The 21,184-nt window shown below is 43.7% G+C and carries 4 protein-coding genes; all 4 read right to left on the bottom strand.

Features of this window, described 5'->3' with window-relative positions; genetic code table 11:
- Nucleotides 1–75: 75 nt before the first annotated feature.
- The 4 genes from ACT3IB_RS01610 to ACT3IB_RS01595 all read right to left on the bottom strand — a co-directional run bounded on the left by ACT3IB_RS01610 (nt 76) and on the right by ACT3IB_RS01595 (nt 21,159).
- Complete coding sequence (locus tag ACT3IB_RS01610) at nt 76–4,542, bottom strand: IPT/TIG domain-containing protein (RefSeq protein WP_491537271.1); 4,467 nt, start codon at nt 4,540–4,542, stop codon at nt 76–78.
- A gap of 109 nt (nt 4,543–4,651) precedes the next feature.
- On the bottom strand, nt 4,652–6,721 hold the full coding sequence (locus tag ACT3IB_RS01605; RefSeq protein ID WP_491537270.1) for a tetratricopeptide repeat protein: 2,070 nt from the start codon (nt 6,719–6,721) through the stop codon (nt 4,652–4,654).
- Nucleotides 6,722–6,731: 10 nt separating this feature from the next.
- Nucleotides 6,732–8,738, bottom strand: a complete 2,007-nt coding sequence (locus ACT3IB_RS01600; protein WP_491537269.1) for a fibronectin type III domain-containing protein — start codon at nt 8,736–8,738, stop codon at nt 6,732–6,734.
- A 169-nt stretch (nt 8,739–8,907) separates the two neighbouring features.
- Complete coding sequence (locus ACT3IB_RS01595) at nt 8,908–21,159, bottom strand: translocation/assembly module TamB domain-containing protein (RefSeq protein WP_491537268.1); 12,252 nt, start codon at nt 21,157–21,159, stop codon at nt 8,908–8,910.
- Nucleotides 21,160–21,184: the final 25 nt, after the last annotated feature.

Genomic DNA, 21,184 nt, shown 5'->3' with positions numbered 1-21,184 from the left:
GAACTCAAAAACAGGTCAAACTATGACGAAAGGAAAAAAGTAAAAAACCACCCAAAGAAAATGCTAATGCATCTTTTAATCGACATCGCCAAGATCCCCCGAATATCCCCCCCTATCGTGGATCTGAACACTTTTAGTAAATACTCCCGAACCATCATTAAACCAGATAAATGTGGTATAATCATTAATTACTAACGCATCCAGATCCTTGTCACCATCTAGATCTCCTAATTTGATCTCATTCGCTGCGCGACTTCCTCCTATTATTTGATCACTATTAACGAACTTACCACTACCATCGTTAAGCCATACTCTACTACCATTTTCGAAAGTACCAAAAAAGGCATCGAGATCGCCATCACCATCCAAATCTCCCAATGCACCATTTATACTCCTGTAAGACCCAAGCAGTTGCCCAGAATCCTCTAAAATACCATCTCCGTTATTGAAATATACTCGATTTTGTTGGGTCTCAAACACATCATCATTAAAGATATAAGCGTCCAGATCGCCGTCTCCGTCCAAATCTCCGAGTTTCACATCTGCGCTCAAGAAACCTCCCAATTGTAATCCTGAATCGGCGAAATTACCTTCTCCATCATTTATCCAAATTCTATTTGCATTATTTCCATTACCATATTGCTTGTCATCATTGGTAACAAAGGCATCCAAATCCCCGTCTCCATCCACATCTCCCAAATCTGCCTCGGTGCTATTTTCCCCTCCCAGGCGCTGACCCGAATCAGTGAAATTCCCACTTCCATTATTAAACCATACCCAATGGGGATGATCTGCCAAAGAACCACCGGAACCTATTTGAAATATATCCGGGAATCCGTCTCCATTTAGATCACCCATTTCAAAATCGTAAGACTGGTCCATATCAGCACTAAATTCTGCCTTGAGCGTAAATTGTCCGGTACCGTCATTAATCCACAAAGCAAGTCCTGTCCCCCTTTCAATCAAGATATCAAGATCATTATCGCGGTCTACATCAGACATCTCAATGTCGTCAGGCTGGAAATTCCCTAATTCCACACTTTGCGTGAAATTTCCGTTTCCATCATTGGTAAATACCAGTCGGGGATTAGAACCTACCACAGCATCTAAATCATCATCGCCTACCGTTACCGAAATTTGCTCAGATATCGTATCAGAAGCGCCTTCATTATCTGTCACCGTGAGAGAAACCGTATAGGTCCCAGAAGTTTCATATGTATGAGTAACCGTTTGGCCGCCACCACTAAACCCATCTCTAAAGTTCCAATCATAGCTTGAAATAAAGCCGTCGGTATCGTTCGATCCGGATCCATCAAAATCACAAGTACCGCCTGAACACGTGCTATTGAAATTTGCGGAGGGGGCTTGGTTGGGTTGCTCACACTGAACATCGATATTCGTAATTGTTGTGTCACCTGCTGTAATATTTACATCGTAAGGGTTAGTCCGATCCTGCATAATGAAACAGTTAGAAGCAATATCTGTGAGTTCAACTGAATGACTGCCTTCTGATAAATCATCATAACCCACAAAATCATTTACACTCACCGCAGTGGCGGGCCCTCCATCCAAAATCAAGCCATAACCATCGGGATCGATACTTGTACCTGTAGTAGAAATATTGACTTCGAGCCTGCCGGTTGTAATAACAGTAAAAGTCGGACCTGTAACTGTTTGTCCATTGACCGTTACTTCAACGGGGCCGGTTGTAGCATCAAACGGTACAAATGCAACCAATTCTGTAGTCGAAGCACTGTTCAGTTCGGCACGCACCCCGTTAAAGGTGACCACATTATCGGAAGCAGTTGAACTAAAGTTACTTCCACTAATCGTTACCTGCGTGCTGGTAGTTCCTGATGTGGGAGAAATACTGTCTATAGTTGGTGCAGGTCCGCTACAACTAACATCGAACTGTGTGAAGCCAGCGTTATCAGCATTATTAAGCGTTACTGTTCTTGGGTTATTACCCTCAACGCTACAGTTATCGGCTAGCCCGTTCAGTGCTACTTGTATTTCATCGAGAATAAGATTTGAATATGTAACATTATCATTGACCTTTACAAAACGATCATCTTGACCCTCAACACGAAGTGTATATCCATCCGGATCAATTTCATTGCCCGTAGTTGCAATTGCAACCTCCAACATTCTGGATTGCTCAACCGTAAACTCAGGACCTTGCTCCATATTCTCTCCGCGAGCCACATAGACAGGACCGGTTGTGGCATCACCCGGAACATCTACAATTAATTCATTTGGGGACAGTGATTTTATTGGTGCTGTTACTATAGTTTCTCCACTTGTAAAACCAGCCTGAATTAAAGAATCAACGGTGCCAAAACCAGTTCCGGAAATGGTTACCTCTGTTCCTATTGGTCCAGAATTTGGAGAAATTCCTATTATTGCTAATTCTGTTACAGTTACGCTTTTTGTTACTGTATTTGTAGCTCCCTCATTATCAGTCACCGTCAATGAAACATCATAACCCCCGGATGTACTGTAAGCATGAACAGTTGAATCACCGGTAGCCGTAGTACCATCCCCTAAATTCCATTCATAACTTGAGATCGAACCATCAGGATCCGTGGATGATGTGCCATCAAAACCACAATTAAGGTTCATGCAAGTCTGCTCAAAAGCTGCCTGTGGGGGTTCATTTTTCGCCTCACACTGAACATCAACATAAGTGGTAGTGGTTTGTCCGGCTGTAATATTTATATCATAGGGATTCGGCCGATCTTGGTTAATAAAACAATTATCAGCAATATCAGATACACCCACTTGGTGAGTTCCCTCTTGCAATCCGGATTGGTTATAAGTTTCATTAATACTTGTCCGTACTCCTTCCGCTCCATCAATAGAAACCAAGTAACCATTTGAGTCTTGATCTTCACCTTGAGTTGCAATCACTATATCAAGTGAACCGGTCGTTACTACATCAAAATCAGGACCTGCACCTGTTTTACCATCCACTGAAACCTCAACTGGACCGTCAGTAGCTCCTTCTGGAACTTCAGTTAGAAGTTCGGTAGTGCTGGCACTATTCACCGGGGCTTGTGTTCCATTAAATGTTATCACATTCTCAGAAGGCGTACCACTAAAATTCACCCCCGTGATGGTTACTTCGGTTCCCACAACTCCGTTTTGAGGATCTATCGAACTGATGGCCGGAGCATCAGGCTCAACCGTAAATGTAGGTCCCTCGGTAGTTTGTCCATTAACAGTAACCTCAATCGGACCATTTGTGGCTCCTTCGGGAACTTCTGTTATAAGCTCAGTTGTACTTGCGCTGTTCACCGGAGCTTCGGTGCCATTAAATGTGATGATATTTTCAGAAGGCGTTGTGCTGAAATTTTCTCCGTTGATCGTTACTTGTGTTCCCACAGAACCTGATTCAGGTGTTACGCTACTAATTTGCGGCGCTGGTTGCGCACATTCTATGCTGAAGGTTGTTGTGTTAGTCTGATTATTCAAACTAATTGTGCGTGGATTTTGGCCAGAGACGGTACAAGTTTCTGGAACACTTAACAACTCAACCTCCACTTGATCCGCGAGAATATCTGAATATATTCTCTCACCATTAGGATTAATGAAAACAAGATCTCTTCCAGTGACTGATAAACGGTATCCATCAAAACCAGCAGGTGGATTCGTCGTTTCAGTAATTACCTGCAAGCTCTTAGGATTTTGAGTCGCTTCAATTGTAAAAGTAGGTCCCTTCACATTGTTATCTCCAACGGTTACCGCTACGGGGCCCGTTTCTGCTCCATCAGGAAAAATAGCCACCAGCTCGGTTTCCGAAGCCGTTTCTATTGGAGCTTCCACTCCGGCAAAAGTCACGGTGTTTTCAGAAATAGTACTGCTAAAACCGCTCCCGGAAATGGTTACCGCAGTTCCAATCGGACCCGATTCCGGTGAAATCCCAGAAATACTGAGTCGTTCAACAGTAAACACTGGACCAACAGCCGTATCCTGATCTACAACAACAGAAACCGGACCGGTTTCGACTTCGGGAGTAACCGTGGTTGTTAGCATAGTATCACTAGCAGAGATAACCGGCGCGTTTACATTGTTAAACAATACCGTATTCATTTCAGGACTTGGATTGAATCCATTTCCAACAATCTGAACTTCATCAGCGGCACGGCCCTTTGTCGGGTTAATGGAATCGATATTTAAGAAAAGATTTTTGGTACTGTCTACGGCAAAAGAAGGTCCTGAAAGCGTGTCTCCACTATTAGTTATAACCATTACAGGACCACTTGTAGCTTCAAGTGGTACTTTAGTCTGAATAGAGGTATCACTCAGAGCTTCAATTTGGGCTAACGTATTATTGAAATATACCTCTTGATCAGAAAGGTTACTGCCAAATCCTTCACCTCCGATTTGAACCGTTGCACCAAAAGGTGCCTCTGCAGGTACCACCGATGTAATAGCCTGCACAGAATCTGTTGATGCTACAGGATTGACATCTCTGCAGCCCATATTGATGAATAGAAATGCAATTAATATGAAACAAATATTTAATAATAATCTAGGCATCAAGCTATGATTTTTGTCGGATAAGGCATACTCTTTGTTTTATATACGTTAATTGCATCTTTAAAAGCTCATTTCAGTATAGAACCAGTAATTTTCTAAGTACTGTAACTTATCCTTCATTAATTATATGTTTTGCTTCTTCAAATCGATCGGCTTTGTGCAGGGCCGATATCAAATATTCACGAAGCATCTTGTTATCGCTGTTATTTTTATAACGTTTTGACCAGCGATCGCAGAGTTCATCCAGCGCCCCCTGCTGCTCGCTTGTCTGCACAATCTTTTGATAGGCTTTTTCAAATGAAGCATCTGTAGTTAATGCTCGTTCATAAGAAAGAATAGACTTCGAAAACTTATTACGATCCTTAAATACTTCTCCCAGCAAAAAATAAACTTCAGGATCACGGGCTCCCTGCCGTATTGCATTTTGGAATGATTGCTGTGCTAAATTTAGATGACCTGCCTTCATTAAAACTTTACCCTTAAAAAGATGAAGCTTGGGACTTTCGGGATATTCAGACTGCACACCTTTAATTATCTTTTGGGCCTTTGGCACTGATAAGTTATTAGCCAAGTAGTCATACCAGTCATCGATATCTTTATTTAGCTGTGTAAGCTTATGTCTATTTTGCAACAATGGCGGTGGTCTAAGTTGACGACTCTCAAAGACGTTATTCGCCTGCCCAGATAACTCTTTCTGCAGTGAAGCATAAAGTTGAAACATTTTTATAAGTGCTTTCTCTGCTTTTTGAACCGTATTATCTATCTTTTTTTGCGAATCTTTCAATTCATAGAATATAGCTACCCCTTCATAACGAGTTCCCATGAGCTTTCGAGTATAGCTTAATGCCTTATTTTGATCAGTTAAAAGTTCTGCAATGTTTAGTGCAATTTCTGGTTGCTCATTTATTTCATATGCTTTCTCCAATAATCTTAATGCACGATTTTTTTCTTCTATTTGCTCGGCAACCCGGGCAGCCTCAACCAATACCTGCTGCTGTTTCGGATACTGGTTTATCAATCCTTGATATACCGAGTCTGCTTTATGATAGTCCTCTTCATACAACCACGTTTGGGCCGAGGCTATATCAAATTTTACATTTTGAGTTGTTGTTGCCAGAGAATCATATACTTGACGGGACAATTCAAACTCTTTCGTCTGCACATAAGTCTCGGCAAGTTCCTCAGCTACCGTTATATTCTCAGGAAAAGCCTGTCTCTGCAGTTCCAGAATATTCCGCTTTGCGGCAAAGTCGAACCGCTGATCATTCATCTTTTTTAGTGCTTCGTAAAGCTTTTCTTCTCTTGGATGTTCTTGAACCAACCCATTCAAAAAAGCATTTGCTTTCTGAGCCTGATTAGCAGCCAATAGCGACTGCCCGTAGATAAGTGCATAATTCAGGTTCTCTTTATCCTTTTCATACAGCTGCCGGTAGGTATCTGCCATTTGTTGCAATTCCTTTGCACCTCGATAAGCCTGTGCTTTCATCATAAGCAACCGTTCAGAATCCGGGAACTTGGTGGTCGCTTTTTCCAGCATCGTTACGGCCTCATCCCATTGCTTTTGTTGCAGCATAACATACGCTAAGTTGTTATGAATATTTAGACTGTCAGGCGAATAGCTTAGGGCTGTTTTATACTCTGCAATGGCAGCATTTAGATGATTGGCTTTATAAGATTCACTGCCTTTTCGCTGGTATAAATGCCCCAAATAGGCCTTAATCTGTGCAAGCGATATACCTCGTTGCTGCAGATTCTCTTCGTCTTCCAACTTGCTAGCAATTTTTTTGTAGATCGGAATCGCTTTTTTATAATCTGTCCGATAATGCGCTTCAGCCTCCAGAAGCATCAATCTGATATGGGCGGGAGCAATGTCAAGTCCTTTTTGAGCAGTTTTAACGACTTCCTTAAAATGTTTGGCTCCCAATTGAGATGATGCCAAATATACATATGCATCTATGTTGCGGGGATCCCTTTCGATCTCACTTTCAAGAATTGGAATTGCTTTTTCATACGCTCCATTCTGATAAAGTTCCATCCCTCTTGAAAATTCTGCTGAAAGTGACTGGGCTGAAGCCTCAGGAAGATCTAAAGTCCCGATTATCCCAATCAAAAACAGTATCATCACAATTCCTTTTGAAGGAGTAGAGAGTAGTTTTAAAAAACGCTGGACATTTAACATAATTAGCAAACTATTTTTGTTCTACAGCTTGTGTCGCCTTGGCCGTCCGTGCTTCCCGACCAGAGGCGTCCACCGGAAACACTTTGTACCACAGACCGGCCTTACCCTCAGGGTCACTCCACCGTACTGTTTCACGTTCCGTTTGACCTACAGGCTCGTAAACACCGGTAGCGATCTCCGATCTATAAATTTTATAGCCAACCACCTGCTCATTTGATGCGCCCTCCCACACCACCTGCACCTTTTCGTTGATAGATACAGCCTGTACATTGCGGGCTGAAGCCGGAGCATGCGTACGGCGTGTCGTAAGTGTATCGGCAACGCCAACACTTTCATTGTCCAGTGAATCTACTGCCGATACAGAATACCGGAATTTCTGTCCAAGCGGTACGGCTTCATCCCGAAAGTATCGCTTACCTCTTGTAACTTCTGCAAGCAAGGAATCAACAGACTCCTCTAACTCACGGCGATAAACACGATATCTGATAACATCACGCGATTTTGAGGCTGGCCATTTAAGGCTCACACGCTGTGCTTTTTGCATGGACGCCTCAACAAAGTTTGGGGGTTCGGGCGGGGTCACATCAGGAATTTTAACCGTGGTATACACCGTGTCGCTGCGGTTTCCATTTTCGCTCATAATGGAAACACCGTATTCCAAGGTAGTCCCTTCCACAAGACGTTCTCCGGCGATGCCAGAATCTGCCCAGGTTGTTTGCAACAACGAATCATCATTAAGCTGGCTGTAGGAGCTCCCACCGGGTGGATTCACTTGTCGCCGAAGTAGCTGATAGGTCCGAAGACCGCCGGGCACTTCAGTACTCTCCCAACGTATCCGTATCATTTCATTATCACTGTACTCAGCTGAGATTGAAGACACTGGATCAGGTACACGGTAATCAACTACAAATACATTTGCGGGATTACTCTTTTCTCCCTCGTTACCAAGCGTATCAAGGGCTGCTACTCTGTAACGATACTGCTGATCTGGCCGAATAGTTGAGTCAATATACGCGGTATGAAGAGCTGGAATAAGTTTATCCGTTATTTTTGTATAATTCTCTTGATCACCTCGGGCCCGATAAATATGATATCCCCCCACATCAAGTTCTGTAGCCACCGGCCAAGTAACCCGTGCAGCTTTACGGTCTTTTAATGAAGCATTGACGTTACGAATAATTCCAGGGGGTACATTCTCTGTTATGGAAACAGTCAGTTCCTCACTGGGAGGAGAAAGCCGGCCACTAAAATCGGCAGCATGTACTCTGAATACGTAATTAGTTCCCAAGCGCGGGACTTCAAATTGATATCGAAATTCTGTATTACCAATAGTGCGTGCCACATAATCCTGATTAGCTTTCTGCCAACCTTCACTACCAGCCTCACGGTAATATATTTCAAACCTTAGCACATTTTCAGCCTGCGGATTTTGTTGCGGCACATAGTTCCAGTTCAAGGTGATTTGATCTGCTTTATTCTCAATTCTCAATTGTGAGGGCGCGGGAGGCTGCAACGGTTCCAGGGTGGTCTGCCCTTTGATTTCTGCGCCGGTAGCGCGACCCAGATTATCAACAATCTCAAAGCGATAATATACGGTTTCACCAATAGGTGCTTCAGTATCAATATAAAGCCGCCCAACAGCTTTAGCTATTTCGGGATTTGCGGCTGTAGCAATCAGTCCCAGATCTGTACCCGACCGTAGACGCAGAAAAACAGCCTGTGGATCATTACGTTCAGCCATTCTGACAGCCTGTGGATACAAATCATCAATCATATTTCTAAAGTCATATCCATCGGTAGCCGGATAAAAAGGCTTATCGGTTAGTTTGCTCCACTCTTCTCCATTGGCGCTTCGGTACACGTTAAAACCATGTGAAAGCGGAATGGTTTGTCCATGATACACAAAAGCACGACCATCCTCGCGGGCAACAGAAAATATTGATTGATCAGATTCCTGGGCTATAATAGAATCGTTCAAAATTAAACTTAAGAAGCAAATTATAATTATCTGTTTCATGCTATTCGTTTTATTCCTGTCAAAAAAATCAACATTCTAATTACTATTATACTTTTTGCCTTTGTTCTAATCGGACCTCTTCCAGAGTCAATCCTCACATTTATTTCCGATTAACAATATTGTGAATTAATCCATAAAGTAATTCTTTCAAGCTTTCCATCATTAATTGTCAAAAACTTTGGCCAGGTAATGAGTACGATCCTGCAGTATTGGAATTATAGTTTTTGAACTGATAACTGTCAGTAAAAGTTAAATCACGCCGGATAGTTCGCTGCAGACCGGCCCCATTGGTGATGTATATCATGACTGAAACATCGGTGAAATCCTGGATTGTATTTTCATTAAGATTGACTGTTTCTGAAAGATCAAATGTGCCATTTCTTATACCAGATTGGGTGAGCATTTCAGTCCATTCTTTGATAGTCAAATAATAATTAGGATACCGCACAGAGTAAGCTACAGATTTAATGCCGGATTCCAGGTCTTCAATATTATCTACGTCTATTTCCAACTGCCCGTCTGAGCTGCGATAGGTAACATCCACCGAGGGAGAAGATGGGTGCGTCTCATCAAAACTGATAGGTCCGGTAGCTCGCACGGATGACTTCATGCCCTGACCATTCACCGCCCGGTAACTGATATAAAAGCGGGCACCTTGCGGTAAGTTCGACTTTTGAATAGTTACATATCGATCCGGGCTGCCGCCTCCCCATCCGGAAAATACCAAGTTACCGCTTTTACTATTGTCCCACTCAAAATCAGCTGTTTTACCCTCCGGCCAATCACGCAGATCGGTACCTCCGGGACTCGTACCCACTGCATATTGGATGCCCTCCATATCGGTTTCCGAATCGTAGGGCAACTGCGTGAAATAAAGTTTCACATCATTGGGGTTAACCTTGGCACGCATCTTTGGTTGTGAAGGCGGCGTGGGATCAGTTGCTATGCGCGGACCAATAGTCAGCACCTCACTGTAATTCCCAGCATAATCCTTGGCACGCACATGAAGGTAAAGTTCGGTCTCAAAATCCTGAAGTAGTGAACTGCTGAATTGCCCGGTATAGGTCACTTGAAGATCTTCAGTCGTATCAGCCTGCGGATCATCAAAATCCTCTAAGGGTACTTCATCGGATTCAGAAATTATATATTCGTAATACTGCACCTCATTGTTATCACTTGATGACGTCCATTTCGTTGTTATTTCAGGTGTAGCAACATCAACCCAATCCTCCACGGTCTCTGTGCTAACATCCAGTGGTGATGGAACACTTTGCAGTAATGGATCAACAGGGGTGCCGAAGTTTGCCGTAAAAAGACCGCTAAATACTGGCGTATAAGCCATACCAGGCTTGGATGGGGCCTCATCGTCAAAAATAACTGGAATACTGCTCTCTCTTACCGGACTCAAATCACCAGCCCCATTAGTCACCCTCACACTTACGTAATATTCGGTTCCTGCCTGCATGTTAATGAGCCGTGTCTGCCCGAGCATCTGAGATGTTGGAATATACGAGAGAAACTCACGGGTACCCTGTAGTTCAGTCCAGTTAATCACATCGGTGCCGCCCTTGGAAGTACCTACGGCATACTCGTAGGTAGCAATATCTGACTCGGGATCGTGAGCGTGTATCTGCAGTTTAATCATGGATCCATCTGAGGTCCAAAATTTCTCTCTATTAATAAATTCATTTTGATCAAAGCTATACAATCTTTGGCTAGATTTCTCGTAATAGGATCCCATATACAGTGAGGGCTTTTCTGGAGGGGTGGTGTCTTCGGTTAATACACTTGATCCGCTACCGCCACTACCAACGGTGCTCCCACCCGGACCTACATCCACATCAAATGTTGCCCGCCGGATAGCTGTATTACCTGCGTAGCCCCTCACACGAACCCCGGCATTGATCTTGCGTGTATTATAGAAATCGACCAAATTTTGGGAAGGGTTTGCACCACGGGGGTGTGCCCGTTTGTAGGGAAAAACCGTAATAGACTCATTACCTCCAACAGATAGATAATCATCTCGGCCTGTTGATACGCCTGCATTCTGCTCAAACTCCTTGATATCCACACTGTTCTCAACAATTCTCACGGGATGTGTAGCACTCCAGGATATATCCGTAATATTAAAATAAGATTCAAAATAAGCGTTAGATGGACGATCGGCACTGGCTGTGATATTCGTAATTTGCGGTGGTTTTAACTCATTCGAAAGATCCTGAAGACGCTGAGAATAATTTGTTGAACCGGAAGATCCTGTAAGATCCACTGACTGCCGCCAGGCCAGATAGTTGTCTATCATATTATATAAGATAGAAGTCATCGTCGATTTATTGGTATAGAACTGGTCCAACAGCTCCGTTAGGTTCTCATGGGCAGTCCTTAAATCATCGGTCATCTGATTCCCCATGGAAGACACTTCATCCCGAACGTCGTTTGCTGTTTTTTGAGAGTAGTAATCAAGGCCCTGCTTATGCATCTCATACCAAAAATCATTATTAACAGTTGCCACCGAATCACGCAGGTCGCTGAGAGGAGTGCTTGTACTTCCAGGATTTGAAAGCTGCGTATAAATATTGTTGATCGGCTGTGGTACCGATCCACCAGATGAAGGTAATGGGATATTGCTACTAAAATTATCATTTGCAAACCGTAAAATAGCGTGGTTACGCTGGGCCACACGGAACGCCTCATTGGTTAAGTTGGCAGGAGATTGATTTCGGTTCGACAGGGCATTGTTAAACCCACTGTTGAGCGTTTGAATACCATTCTGAATCTGCCCTCTTTGCTGCTGCACCTTAGTCCGCAAATCTTGCACCCAACCCCGTTCCATCCATCGCCAGTTGGCCTGTGTAGCGAAGTATTTCTGCATTTTTGAGTACACATCAGAATAAGACTGAGCCAAAGCATTTACGCTTGGAGTGTAACCCAGCGTATTGCCACTGTTATCCCCATTTCCTCCAGTAATATTAGGATTAAGCGCTCCCAAATCAGTTCCCTGCTGCTGGGATGGCGCATTTAACGTTCCTTCAAATTCAGCGCTCAGCAGGCTATGCATCTCTTGCAGACTTGAGTCTACAGCCGCAATACTTTGCCTAAACTGCTGGTCAAGCTTTTCAATTTCCTCACGCAGGGCCTCCGTATTACTGGCCTGATCGGCAGCTCTTGTTTCATCCACATTAAATGAAGGCGATTCCGATACATTTTCAGAAATTGCGGGACGCCTTACGTTTGAAACCGGTGACTCCCCCATACTGGTGAGCATATCGTCGAAAGCAGCCTCTGCCGTTTCCACATTTTCAATAGATGTTTGCAGGCCCTCAGACAATTTACTACTGACCTGATTAGAAAGAGTTTTGGCATTCGTAATGGCATCTTCCACTTCCGTTTTCGCATCTTGGCGCGAAAGCTGAGGTAAAAGATCAGCTAACTTATAAATGCGGCGTGCTTCCATCACATCGGTAATAAGCGGGCCGAAATTGCTCGGCAACTGGTACGATGCTCCAGTCACAAAATTGGTTTCTACTTCATTTTGAATGAGATTTACAGCCGACAGCCGATCATAATAATCCATGGCATAGAAGTTAGCACCGGCTTTGCGAAGTTGTTTACCGCTATAGGCCCGGCCGGTGAACTCAGGAGGCTGATTCATCTCCTGTTGCACAGCATCCATGTCATCTAACATCGACTGGATTTTTTGCCTGAATTGATCGCGCTGCGAACGGGCTTCTGCTATTAAGTTGTTATGGCTTCCCTTGCCAAATCCTCCCCTAAACCCATCATTAGACAACGAGGCCCATGCTGCCACGCACGCTTCCTTAATTTTTAAATCTACACACCCCTTAACTGCCGCATAGAGCTCATAGCCTGATGGTCGCTTGGTCACAAATGCAGCTTTAGCTTCTGCACTTATACAAACTCCAAGACACGCTTTCCCTTCGAAAATGGCATAAGCCCCAAACGGCATGCTAAAACTGGGATCCGTAATCATCCACACTGAACCCGTCAGTTCACTTTTAACTTTAATTACGGGTACGTCCACATCAAAACCAGCCGTTACTTCGAGTAGAAAACCATCTCGAGAGGCAAGAAACTCCCCTCCTCCGGTCATGGCACCACTAAGTAAGGTATAATCGGCATTGCCCATAATCCCCCAATCAATTCTATTGCCATTATCTTTCGCAAAGTATTCGATACCCCCCTCTCCGTCAACAGTAGCGGGTACCTCCATGTCAACTCCTATAGTCCCGTATATATAGTTGGGGTTACTCTGCACTGTGAACGACATCGACCCCTCAACAATCGTCCCGGCAGGTGCAGAAGAATCTGAGCCGCCATCCATACCCAGCACATTCCCACGGGCATCCATATAGAAGCTGGCGCTCGTAATCTGAATGAAGGTACTTCCTTCAACCACATACTGACCTGTTCCTCCGCCCCCTGCTATTCCCAAATTGGCGTATAAAAAGGCGGCAAAATCCAGGTTATTAGCTGATTTAATTTTAGTTGAATCTACCAAGGTATGCCCCACAGTGGGCATTGCCCCTTGTACCATATCTATATCGGCCTGCTCAGGTTTCCAAAAGAAACCCGCTCCGGCACCTTTGAGATCAACAATACCCGGCACAATGGGTATACCTACGCTCGATTGTGCTGCTACAAAAAGCCCAAAGCTGGTTTCTCCGCCGATATTAGCAAACTTCCCGGCTACTGCTGCTGATACTATTTGGGGTTGTGGCGCTCCGAAACTGAATTTACCAGAAGCCGCCGCACGGAGCAGAAAGTCACTGCCATCTTTCATATAGTGAAGATTTCCGGTTATGGAAAAATTATCCATCAGGCTGGTATTTAGGTCATTAACCAAAAACTCTGTAGCCCCATCGGTCGTCTTCATGAAATAAATACTTTCAACCCCTCCGCTGATGCTTCCGCTGCCGCCGTCGGTCCCCGCATTAATCGTAATTTTAAGGGCTGCAGCGGTTGAATTACTATAATCTGGTGCAGGACACGGTCCAAAACAGAGCAGCTCAGAAACGTCTTCTTGCCGCTGCGGAACCGAAGCCCGATCACCATTTAATTCATCTGGTCCCTTGGGAGAGGTATCCGTAATAGTTATCTGCTTGCCATTGGCAAACTTCTCATAAAAGAATGGACCAATTTCCAACATGCCAATACCTTGAACATCAATACTTCCGGTACCATCCAGATTTCCAGTGTCTTTCACCCCGCTTTGATCAATCACAAATCCTTCGAATCCTAAACTCGAACTGCTGCTCAGAGATCCCATGTTTATTCCTGCTGAACCACTTAACTCAACTTCAAAGCCATTTTGCGTAGTTGATATCTGATCAAAACCAACGCTAACATCAAAAATGCTGAAGTTAAAATTGAATGCACCATTCCCGGTTGCATTAAACTGCACGGGTGGTTGATCAGCAGGAGAAATTCCGATGCCGGGATTGCCAGTCAGATTCCCACTTTCCCCAAAGGTAACGATTGGACTGTTTCGCCCCTGCTTATACAACTCCCCATTGGCATAAATACCTGACTGATTCCAGTTGTAAGGATCAATGTCGGCCGCTACTTCAGTCAGCTTAAAATGTCCGAAGCTGCCAAGTACAAACTGTTGCTGCAAGTCGAAAGTGGGCGCAGTGGCATCGACCTGTACCTGATTCTGCGAATCGCGGTAAATACTAATGGTGGTGGTTGAGGATTGGTCAACGGGATCCGGCAGGCTTACCTGTAGGTCTGTATCAAGTTTTAAGCCATTATTATTGGTAAGAGTCATTGAATTTATCTCCAAATAATCGGGAATGAGATCGATTTGTCCGGCTTGTATCTGGCCAAAATCAAATCCTCCGTCAGTGTTGAGCGTCAGGTTTTGGTAATCAATATCTTTCTCCAGGAAAGTAAGGGTACCCGCATTTGAGCTGATCCCAATTGAGCGTCCCGTCAAAGTAACAGTAGGACTTTCAATGGTACCGTTTAGTGCCCCCTCAAATAGGACAAAGCTTTGATCTGCCAACGTTCCTGAGGAACCGCCCAAAGCAAAGTGCATGGATGGACTGCTATCATAATTATCCACCCCTACCTCAAGATTTTGAACACTCACGTCCAACGGTTCACCCAATACATCTTCCATTGATATGGTACCGTTAAAAACGAGATAGAACGATTTGTTCTGTATTTTAATCGAAATTCCATTTTGATTATTTAGCGCAAGATTAGCACTACCCATGGTCAAATCCCCAATAGCACCCGGATCTATATTAAAGTTCCAACCGCTGCCCGACCACGAAGCGGTGTAAAAAAGAGGATCATCACCGGCTGCTTCATCAATAATCAAGGTGCTACTAAGCGTGCCACTCAAGGCGATACTGTTGCTGTTGCCAACACTGGCTTCCACACCCCATAGAGCAGCTTCAAAAGCATCCGTTTCATTGCTGCCAGAAATGGTTCCCGAATGATTGTAAGTGTATAGCGGGGTGATACCCGGCTGATAGGATGTTCTGTGCTGACCTAATTTTATCGTCCCTGATGCCAGACCGTTACTATTAACAGTTGCACTTGCCACAGCTTCGTGCTCATTCATAGGTGCGGGAAGTTCTACCTTTAGTCCGGCCGAAAGCTCAATACCATTGCCCTGATCTCCGATGGAAAGCTCAGTTAGACTGAGCGGTAAATTCGTTTGTTGCTGTAGGGATAAATTATTTTGAAGCGAAAGGGAGCCACCAGTCACGTTGTAACCTTGATCAGTGGTAAGACTAAATGTTACATTAGCCTGTACCGGACCTCCTGAACCATTGTCCAATGCAGGGATAACAACCGGCAGTGAACTACCTGTTGTACTGATAGTATACCCGCCGTTATTGTTATTTTCGGTTATATCCACCAACAGATTGTCGTCAGAATCTTTAATATCAATATAGGCGATGTCTTCAGTTGGTAACGGCAGACGAGCCGGTACAAGTGCCGTCAATCCACTAATAGGATTAAATCCCTGTTCATCAAGAACGGCAATCAGATCATCCTGAGACCCCGACACATCAAAAAATTCTGCACGTCCGGAATTCACCTTAAAATTGCCGACATTAAGCGTAAAACCATTGAGTAGATCGGCTCGCAACGAACCATATGAATCACCATTGTAAAGAATAGAAGCCGTAGCAGAACCTGACAAGCCAAGACCATCCGAATTAAGCTCCATTCCTCCCCCCAAATTTATGTCTATACCATTATTAAGCGAAAGTGGAGCAGATGGATCTTTTAACTTTACTGACAGAGGTGCCACACCCACCTCAATATCCAAACCCGACGCAATACTAGCTGAACCACTAGTCACCTCAAAGGGAGCAAATCCCATTTGTAAATTGTTAAATGTTACATTCGTCTGTACTCCATCAGCCGACAGGTTACCGCCACCTTGAATTAAAAGCCCATTCTGGTCAAGCACCGCTTGGTTCACGGTAAAACTCAGTAAAGGATTAGATACATTGTAAGGCATGTTCAGTGCAAAGGGTTGGTTGATACTGATGGAACCACTGCTAATTTGGCCCGTTATCAGATTAACGCCCATTGTGCCACTTGCACTCAGCGGGGATCCGTCATTTACGGCCGGCATCGAGGCCGTAGCTACACCATTTAGCATGGCTTTCTGCTCATTCCCTGAAACCGAGAAGGTAAGATCAGCCTGAGTCATTGATAATTTTACCGGTCCCAATTGCAGGTATCCACAGGGCTCAATGCCGGTTACACTGCCTTCAAAATACCTACTTTCTACCAGTGATAAGGAAAAAGATGGATTCTGAACACAGGCATTGGGATCATCCACAGCAAAGGCCGGAAGATTACCTAACTCTCCGTCAAGCTGAATATCAACGATTTGTCCTTTATTTGAATTATAATCAAGCGATCCAAATATTTCACTGATGATAAGGCTGGGAGAATCGGGGTTTCCTGGAGCCAATGGCACTTCAGCTCCACCCAGCGGATTAAACGGGTCAATACTACCTTTTAAAAATCCATTTTCCAGACCTACATTTTTAAATGTAAGTCCGTCGGGGGGATTTAAGCCAGTTCCTTCGAATTCGGGAAGTTGTACCTCAAAACTCATATTTACGTTCGGATCAAAAGAAACACCTTGTGACCAGCTGAACGTAAATGGTGAGTTTGTTTTTAATTCCAAGGGTTTAAATTCAAAACCGGCCAGCGCAAATGTCGGTAAATCAAGACCGGGCACACTCCCCTTTGTGATATTTTGTTGCGGCATCTGTATACCGGTATCTCGAATTTCGAGTCCGCGAATAGGAAAGATAATCTCTTCACCCCCTTGTGGTTGAATACGTAGATCCACATCCAGCGCAAAGGCAAAATCAAATCCATCAGATGTATAATCAAACTGTTCAATGTTTTCGAACGCTTTCAGTTTCAACCCAAAAACGCCAAAATCAAATTCAGTGTTAGGATCAAAATTTTGAGCAGTAAAATTGCGGGTCTCAATTTTGTTTTGCGTCAAATATAAGTCAAACTCTGCACCTGTACTTTGGCTGGTTCCGGTTGCGATCTCAAACCCACTGTCAATAGTAAAATTGAAGCTGGGATTAGTTGTACCAGCTTGAAGTCTAAAATTCCCTGTAATGCCCTCAAATTTTAGCCTTGCCTGTTCACCAGGTAGCAGTGGTATTTGTTCATCCAGACCCGAGATATCAAAATTTGCATTAATGGCACCATCGCTTTGAATATAAAACCCGACCTCCTGATTTTTGGCTATCTCCTCTTCAAACAGGTGTAGATTACCTAGCAGATGCAGTGCCGTCACCTGATTACCACTGCCTATTTGGCGCGAGCCAAATATAATCTTATCCATCGTTAGCGGCACGTTATCATCCCTCATCTGATAAATAGGATTATTTTGGGGGACATCCACTTCAATACTGCCCTGCAGAATCTCCGGATTAGTCGGATCACCGGAGATAATGACATTATTTAACGATACGTTTGAAAGTTCAGGCGGATTAGCCACATTGCCGTCATCTAAAAAGGGAGCATAAAGTGTAAGTGGCTGGTTTTGTTTGGAAGAAATCACATAATTCCCATCACTGTTTTTTGTTGCATTTACGAGCAGTTGATCATTATTACGCAATTGTAAATAGGCAATATCTTCCGTCGGCATCGGCAGCTTATCGGGAAGCAGTAGATCAGCAAAGAAACCGGGTACCGGATGAAAACCATCAGGATCAGCCCATGCAAAACGACTGCCATCCAGCAGAAAATCAGCGTGACCACTACCAACTTTGAATGGAAACAACTGAAATGAAAAGTCCTTCGAAAAATCTACATTTGCCAGTTCATCATAGGTTTCGCCGTTAAAAGAAACAGAGGCATTAGCCTGTCCATTGGCATGAATACCTGTGGAATCAATTTCTATATTGCCGGCCAGCCCCATGTATAGTCCTGGATCTTCGCTGAATTCCGCATCCAGTTCTACGGCCCGAAAGTTCATAGAGTCATCCTGTGGATCAATCCCGGCAGCCATCCCAAAGTTCTCATCAAAAATTATTCGCCCGCGCTTAATTCGCAAGGTTTCGAGATCAACCAATAAGTTGTCAAAAGTCGCTCCGATTTGACTTCCGGATTTCAATAAAAATTGGTTCCTTCCATCAACAAAAAATCCGTTTTCATCAACCTTTGCCCGATTGATGCGAAAACTTAGCACAGGATCCTTTTGTGGAATGTTCCAAATAAATGGGTCATCAATAATAAACTCCACATTAGTAAATCGACCTGTCATCAGATTGAGCCCAAACGATCCTTCAACTATTTGTCCTTCTGGCAACTCAAGCTCTGCCGAGGCATCCATGGATGCCTTCTGACCACTTGTCGTATCGTGTGCAAAAACAAGTTTCGAATCCGTGACGCGTGTTGTAAATGGCCCCATTGCTACATCACAGCCAGGCACTACATTCTCGACCGTACCGTTTAGTCCAGTTGTGAATGAAATTGCAGTTTCTAAAAGCTGAACAGACTCATCACCTTCACAGGCAAAAGGTTGCCCTAATTCTAAATTACCAGTAAAATCCAGTCGGCCGATAGGGTCGGTAGTACCATCATCATTAAATTTTGTACCAAACTGTCCACCTAAATTATTGACATTTAGCGCATATCCTTGACCAAATTCGAACGTACAGCCAGAAAAGCCGGCTAAGCTAACCTCTCCAAATACACGATCTTCTTCTACGTGTCCCCCTTTAAGATTGAGATCCGTACCCCGCACACATTTTGGCAAATTCCCTTTACGCGGGACCGTTACCTGACCGGCAAATGACATATCCCACGGGCCAGGGCCTTGCTTATCCCAATCGAATAGTGGAAAGATAAACTTGGCTATTTTTAACGAATTCAGTTCGACTCTAAAATCATTAGTATTAAAACGGGGGAGTTCGATGGGGGCATCTTTAAAGTCTATTGTGCCAAAGTGAATGCCTTCATCATCAACTACTATATTATCTACTTCGGCTGATTCCCATTTGCCGAATGAGGGAATTTCAATTTTTGCTCCAAGGCCTAATTCAAAATCCCAATTTTCATTTGATGGATTATAAGAGAGATGCCGAAGATCAGTTTTTGTTAGAGCAAGTGTAATAAATCCAAGATCAAGTTTAGGACTTACTGCACGACAGCCTTGCTGGTTAGTTTCTATATCAAAACCTGTTTCTTTATCCAGGGTCACCAGTGCGTCACTTGCGCAGGTGTGTCCCCTTTCCGCCTGCAAGCCTACGCTAGAACTTAGTTCAAAATTATAATCCAGCTCTCCGTTTTCCGGATTGGCTTCAAGGTCTCCATCAATTTGGTTAACCTGCATTTTAATTCGCGCGCTGCCTTGAACCAAAGGTATTTCAAATGGACTATTACACCTAAATAGTGATTTAAACGTCCCATCGATATACGCAAAGCTGCTAACCGAACAAGCCGTGTCATTGCCAAAATACTGCACCTCTCCTTTCCCCGTTATTGTACCTTCGGGGAACGATGCTTTAACCTCATTAATTTGCAGTGCGATCATCTCTCTTCCAAAATTAAACAACGGATCACCACTGGCACGTATAGAACCTCTTGCACCATTCGCTGTCAGTGTAATGGTTCCCTCTGTGTTTAAGGTTTTGTCACCAATAGTTTTTAGTTCTGCTGTTGCAGAAATTCCCAGGCCAAACTCCCACATTACATCATTGATACTAACCAAATCATCAGAGATATTGAGTACCGACGATAATGCCGATCCATCCCCACGTAATGACCCACCCATCAGTACTGGAACATCAAGAGAACCTTTTTGAATTTGCAGATTTGACAGCCGTACATCTATCACCCGTGGATCTGAACCATTGAAGTCAAGTTCGAGCGAAGCATTTCCATTTAATTCAAAGGCATTTTCTAATTCATCCACTTCAACTTCATTGAGCTTTACCAATCGAGCAAAACCCGGTATCAGTGGAATACTTTCAATATCAGAAATATTAGTTGAAAGTTGCTTATTTTCGTCCTTGTAGATAAAAGTGCCGATTTCACTTACTCCATCATTTTTTATGGGAAGAGTTTGCCCTTGTGAACTAGCGGTGACCTGCCAAGCATATTGCTGTCCACTTTCTAAAGGCAAAAACTCAGGCGTATATACAATACTGTTCTGATTTGTAAGCGTTCGTTGCGCATGAGCTCTATTGCTATTCAGCGCCTGTACTGGTGTTTGAAAGTCCAGTACCTCAACCAATAAAAAATTGTACTCAACAGTGAGTCCCTGCATTCCCACTATGGGGGTCCAATTAAATACAGGCGTCTCCAAGGTAAGGTTCGACTGATTAGGTGGATTAATAAGAGTCGGCGGTTGCGGGTAACGCACAGTAAAAGGCGTTACGGAAGGTGGAGAAACGATCGTGCCCGAATTATTCTCGGGAATCGCTTCGATATTTAAAATATAACTACCCTCAGGAATCGTCCCTTCCTGCACTACTTGATCCCTGACTTCGTTGTCCAGTTGAGACATTACCTGATCAAAGGTCTGGCGAAAAGGCAGATCCTCAAAAACAGATGTAAAAACATAGGCCCCGGGCCTAAAACTTCTTGGCTCGGATGTTACATTAAGAAGTTCTTCTCCTCCTCTCGTCAATCGAAATCGAAATCGGAAATTGACCGATGCAGAATTATTATTGTTATAAGTAAATATGACCTGATAACGACCGTTACGAAAATTCTGTTCAAATACATCGGTAAACGGTTCTTCAATGATGGGCGAAATACCGGTTACATTAATATTTGTCATCCCTTGGGCAAAGGTACTCTGCATAATACCTGCCAAACCCATCATAAATCCAGCCAGTATTAAAAATCTCACCCCACCAATTTGCATCCAATTTTTTTTTCTTCTCATGATCTATTACTTGTTCGAATAATCT

It is taken from the genome of Fodinibius sp. GM21 (assembly GCF_058386955.1).
This window is presented reverse-complemented; position numbering and strand designations above follow the sequence as displayed.

Coding starts and splice junctions, on each gene's coding strand:
- ACT3IB_RS01610 (WP_491537271.1), bottom strand. CDS start 4,542: ATGCCTAGATTATTATTAAATATTTGTTTCATATTAATTGCATTTCTA.
- ACT3IB_RS01605 (WP_491537270.1), bottom strand. CDS start 6,721: ATGTTAAATGTCCAGCGTTTTTTAAAACTACTCTCTACTCCTTCAAAA.
- ACT3IB_RS01600 (WP_491537269.1), bottom strand. CDS start 8,738: ATGAAACAGATAATTATAATTTGCTTCTTAAGTTTAATTTTGAACGAT.
- ACT3IB_RS01595 (WP_491537268.1), bottom strand. CDS start 21,159: ATGAGAAGAAAAAAAAATTGGATGCAAATTGGTGGGGTGAGATTTTTA.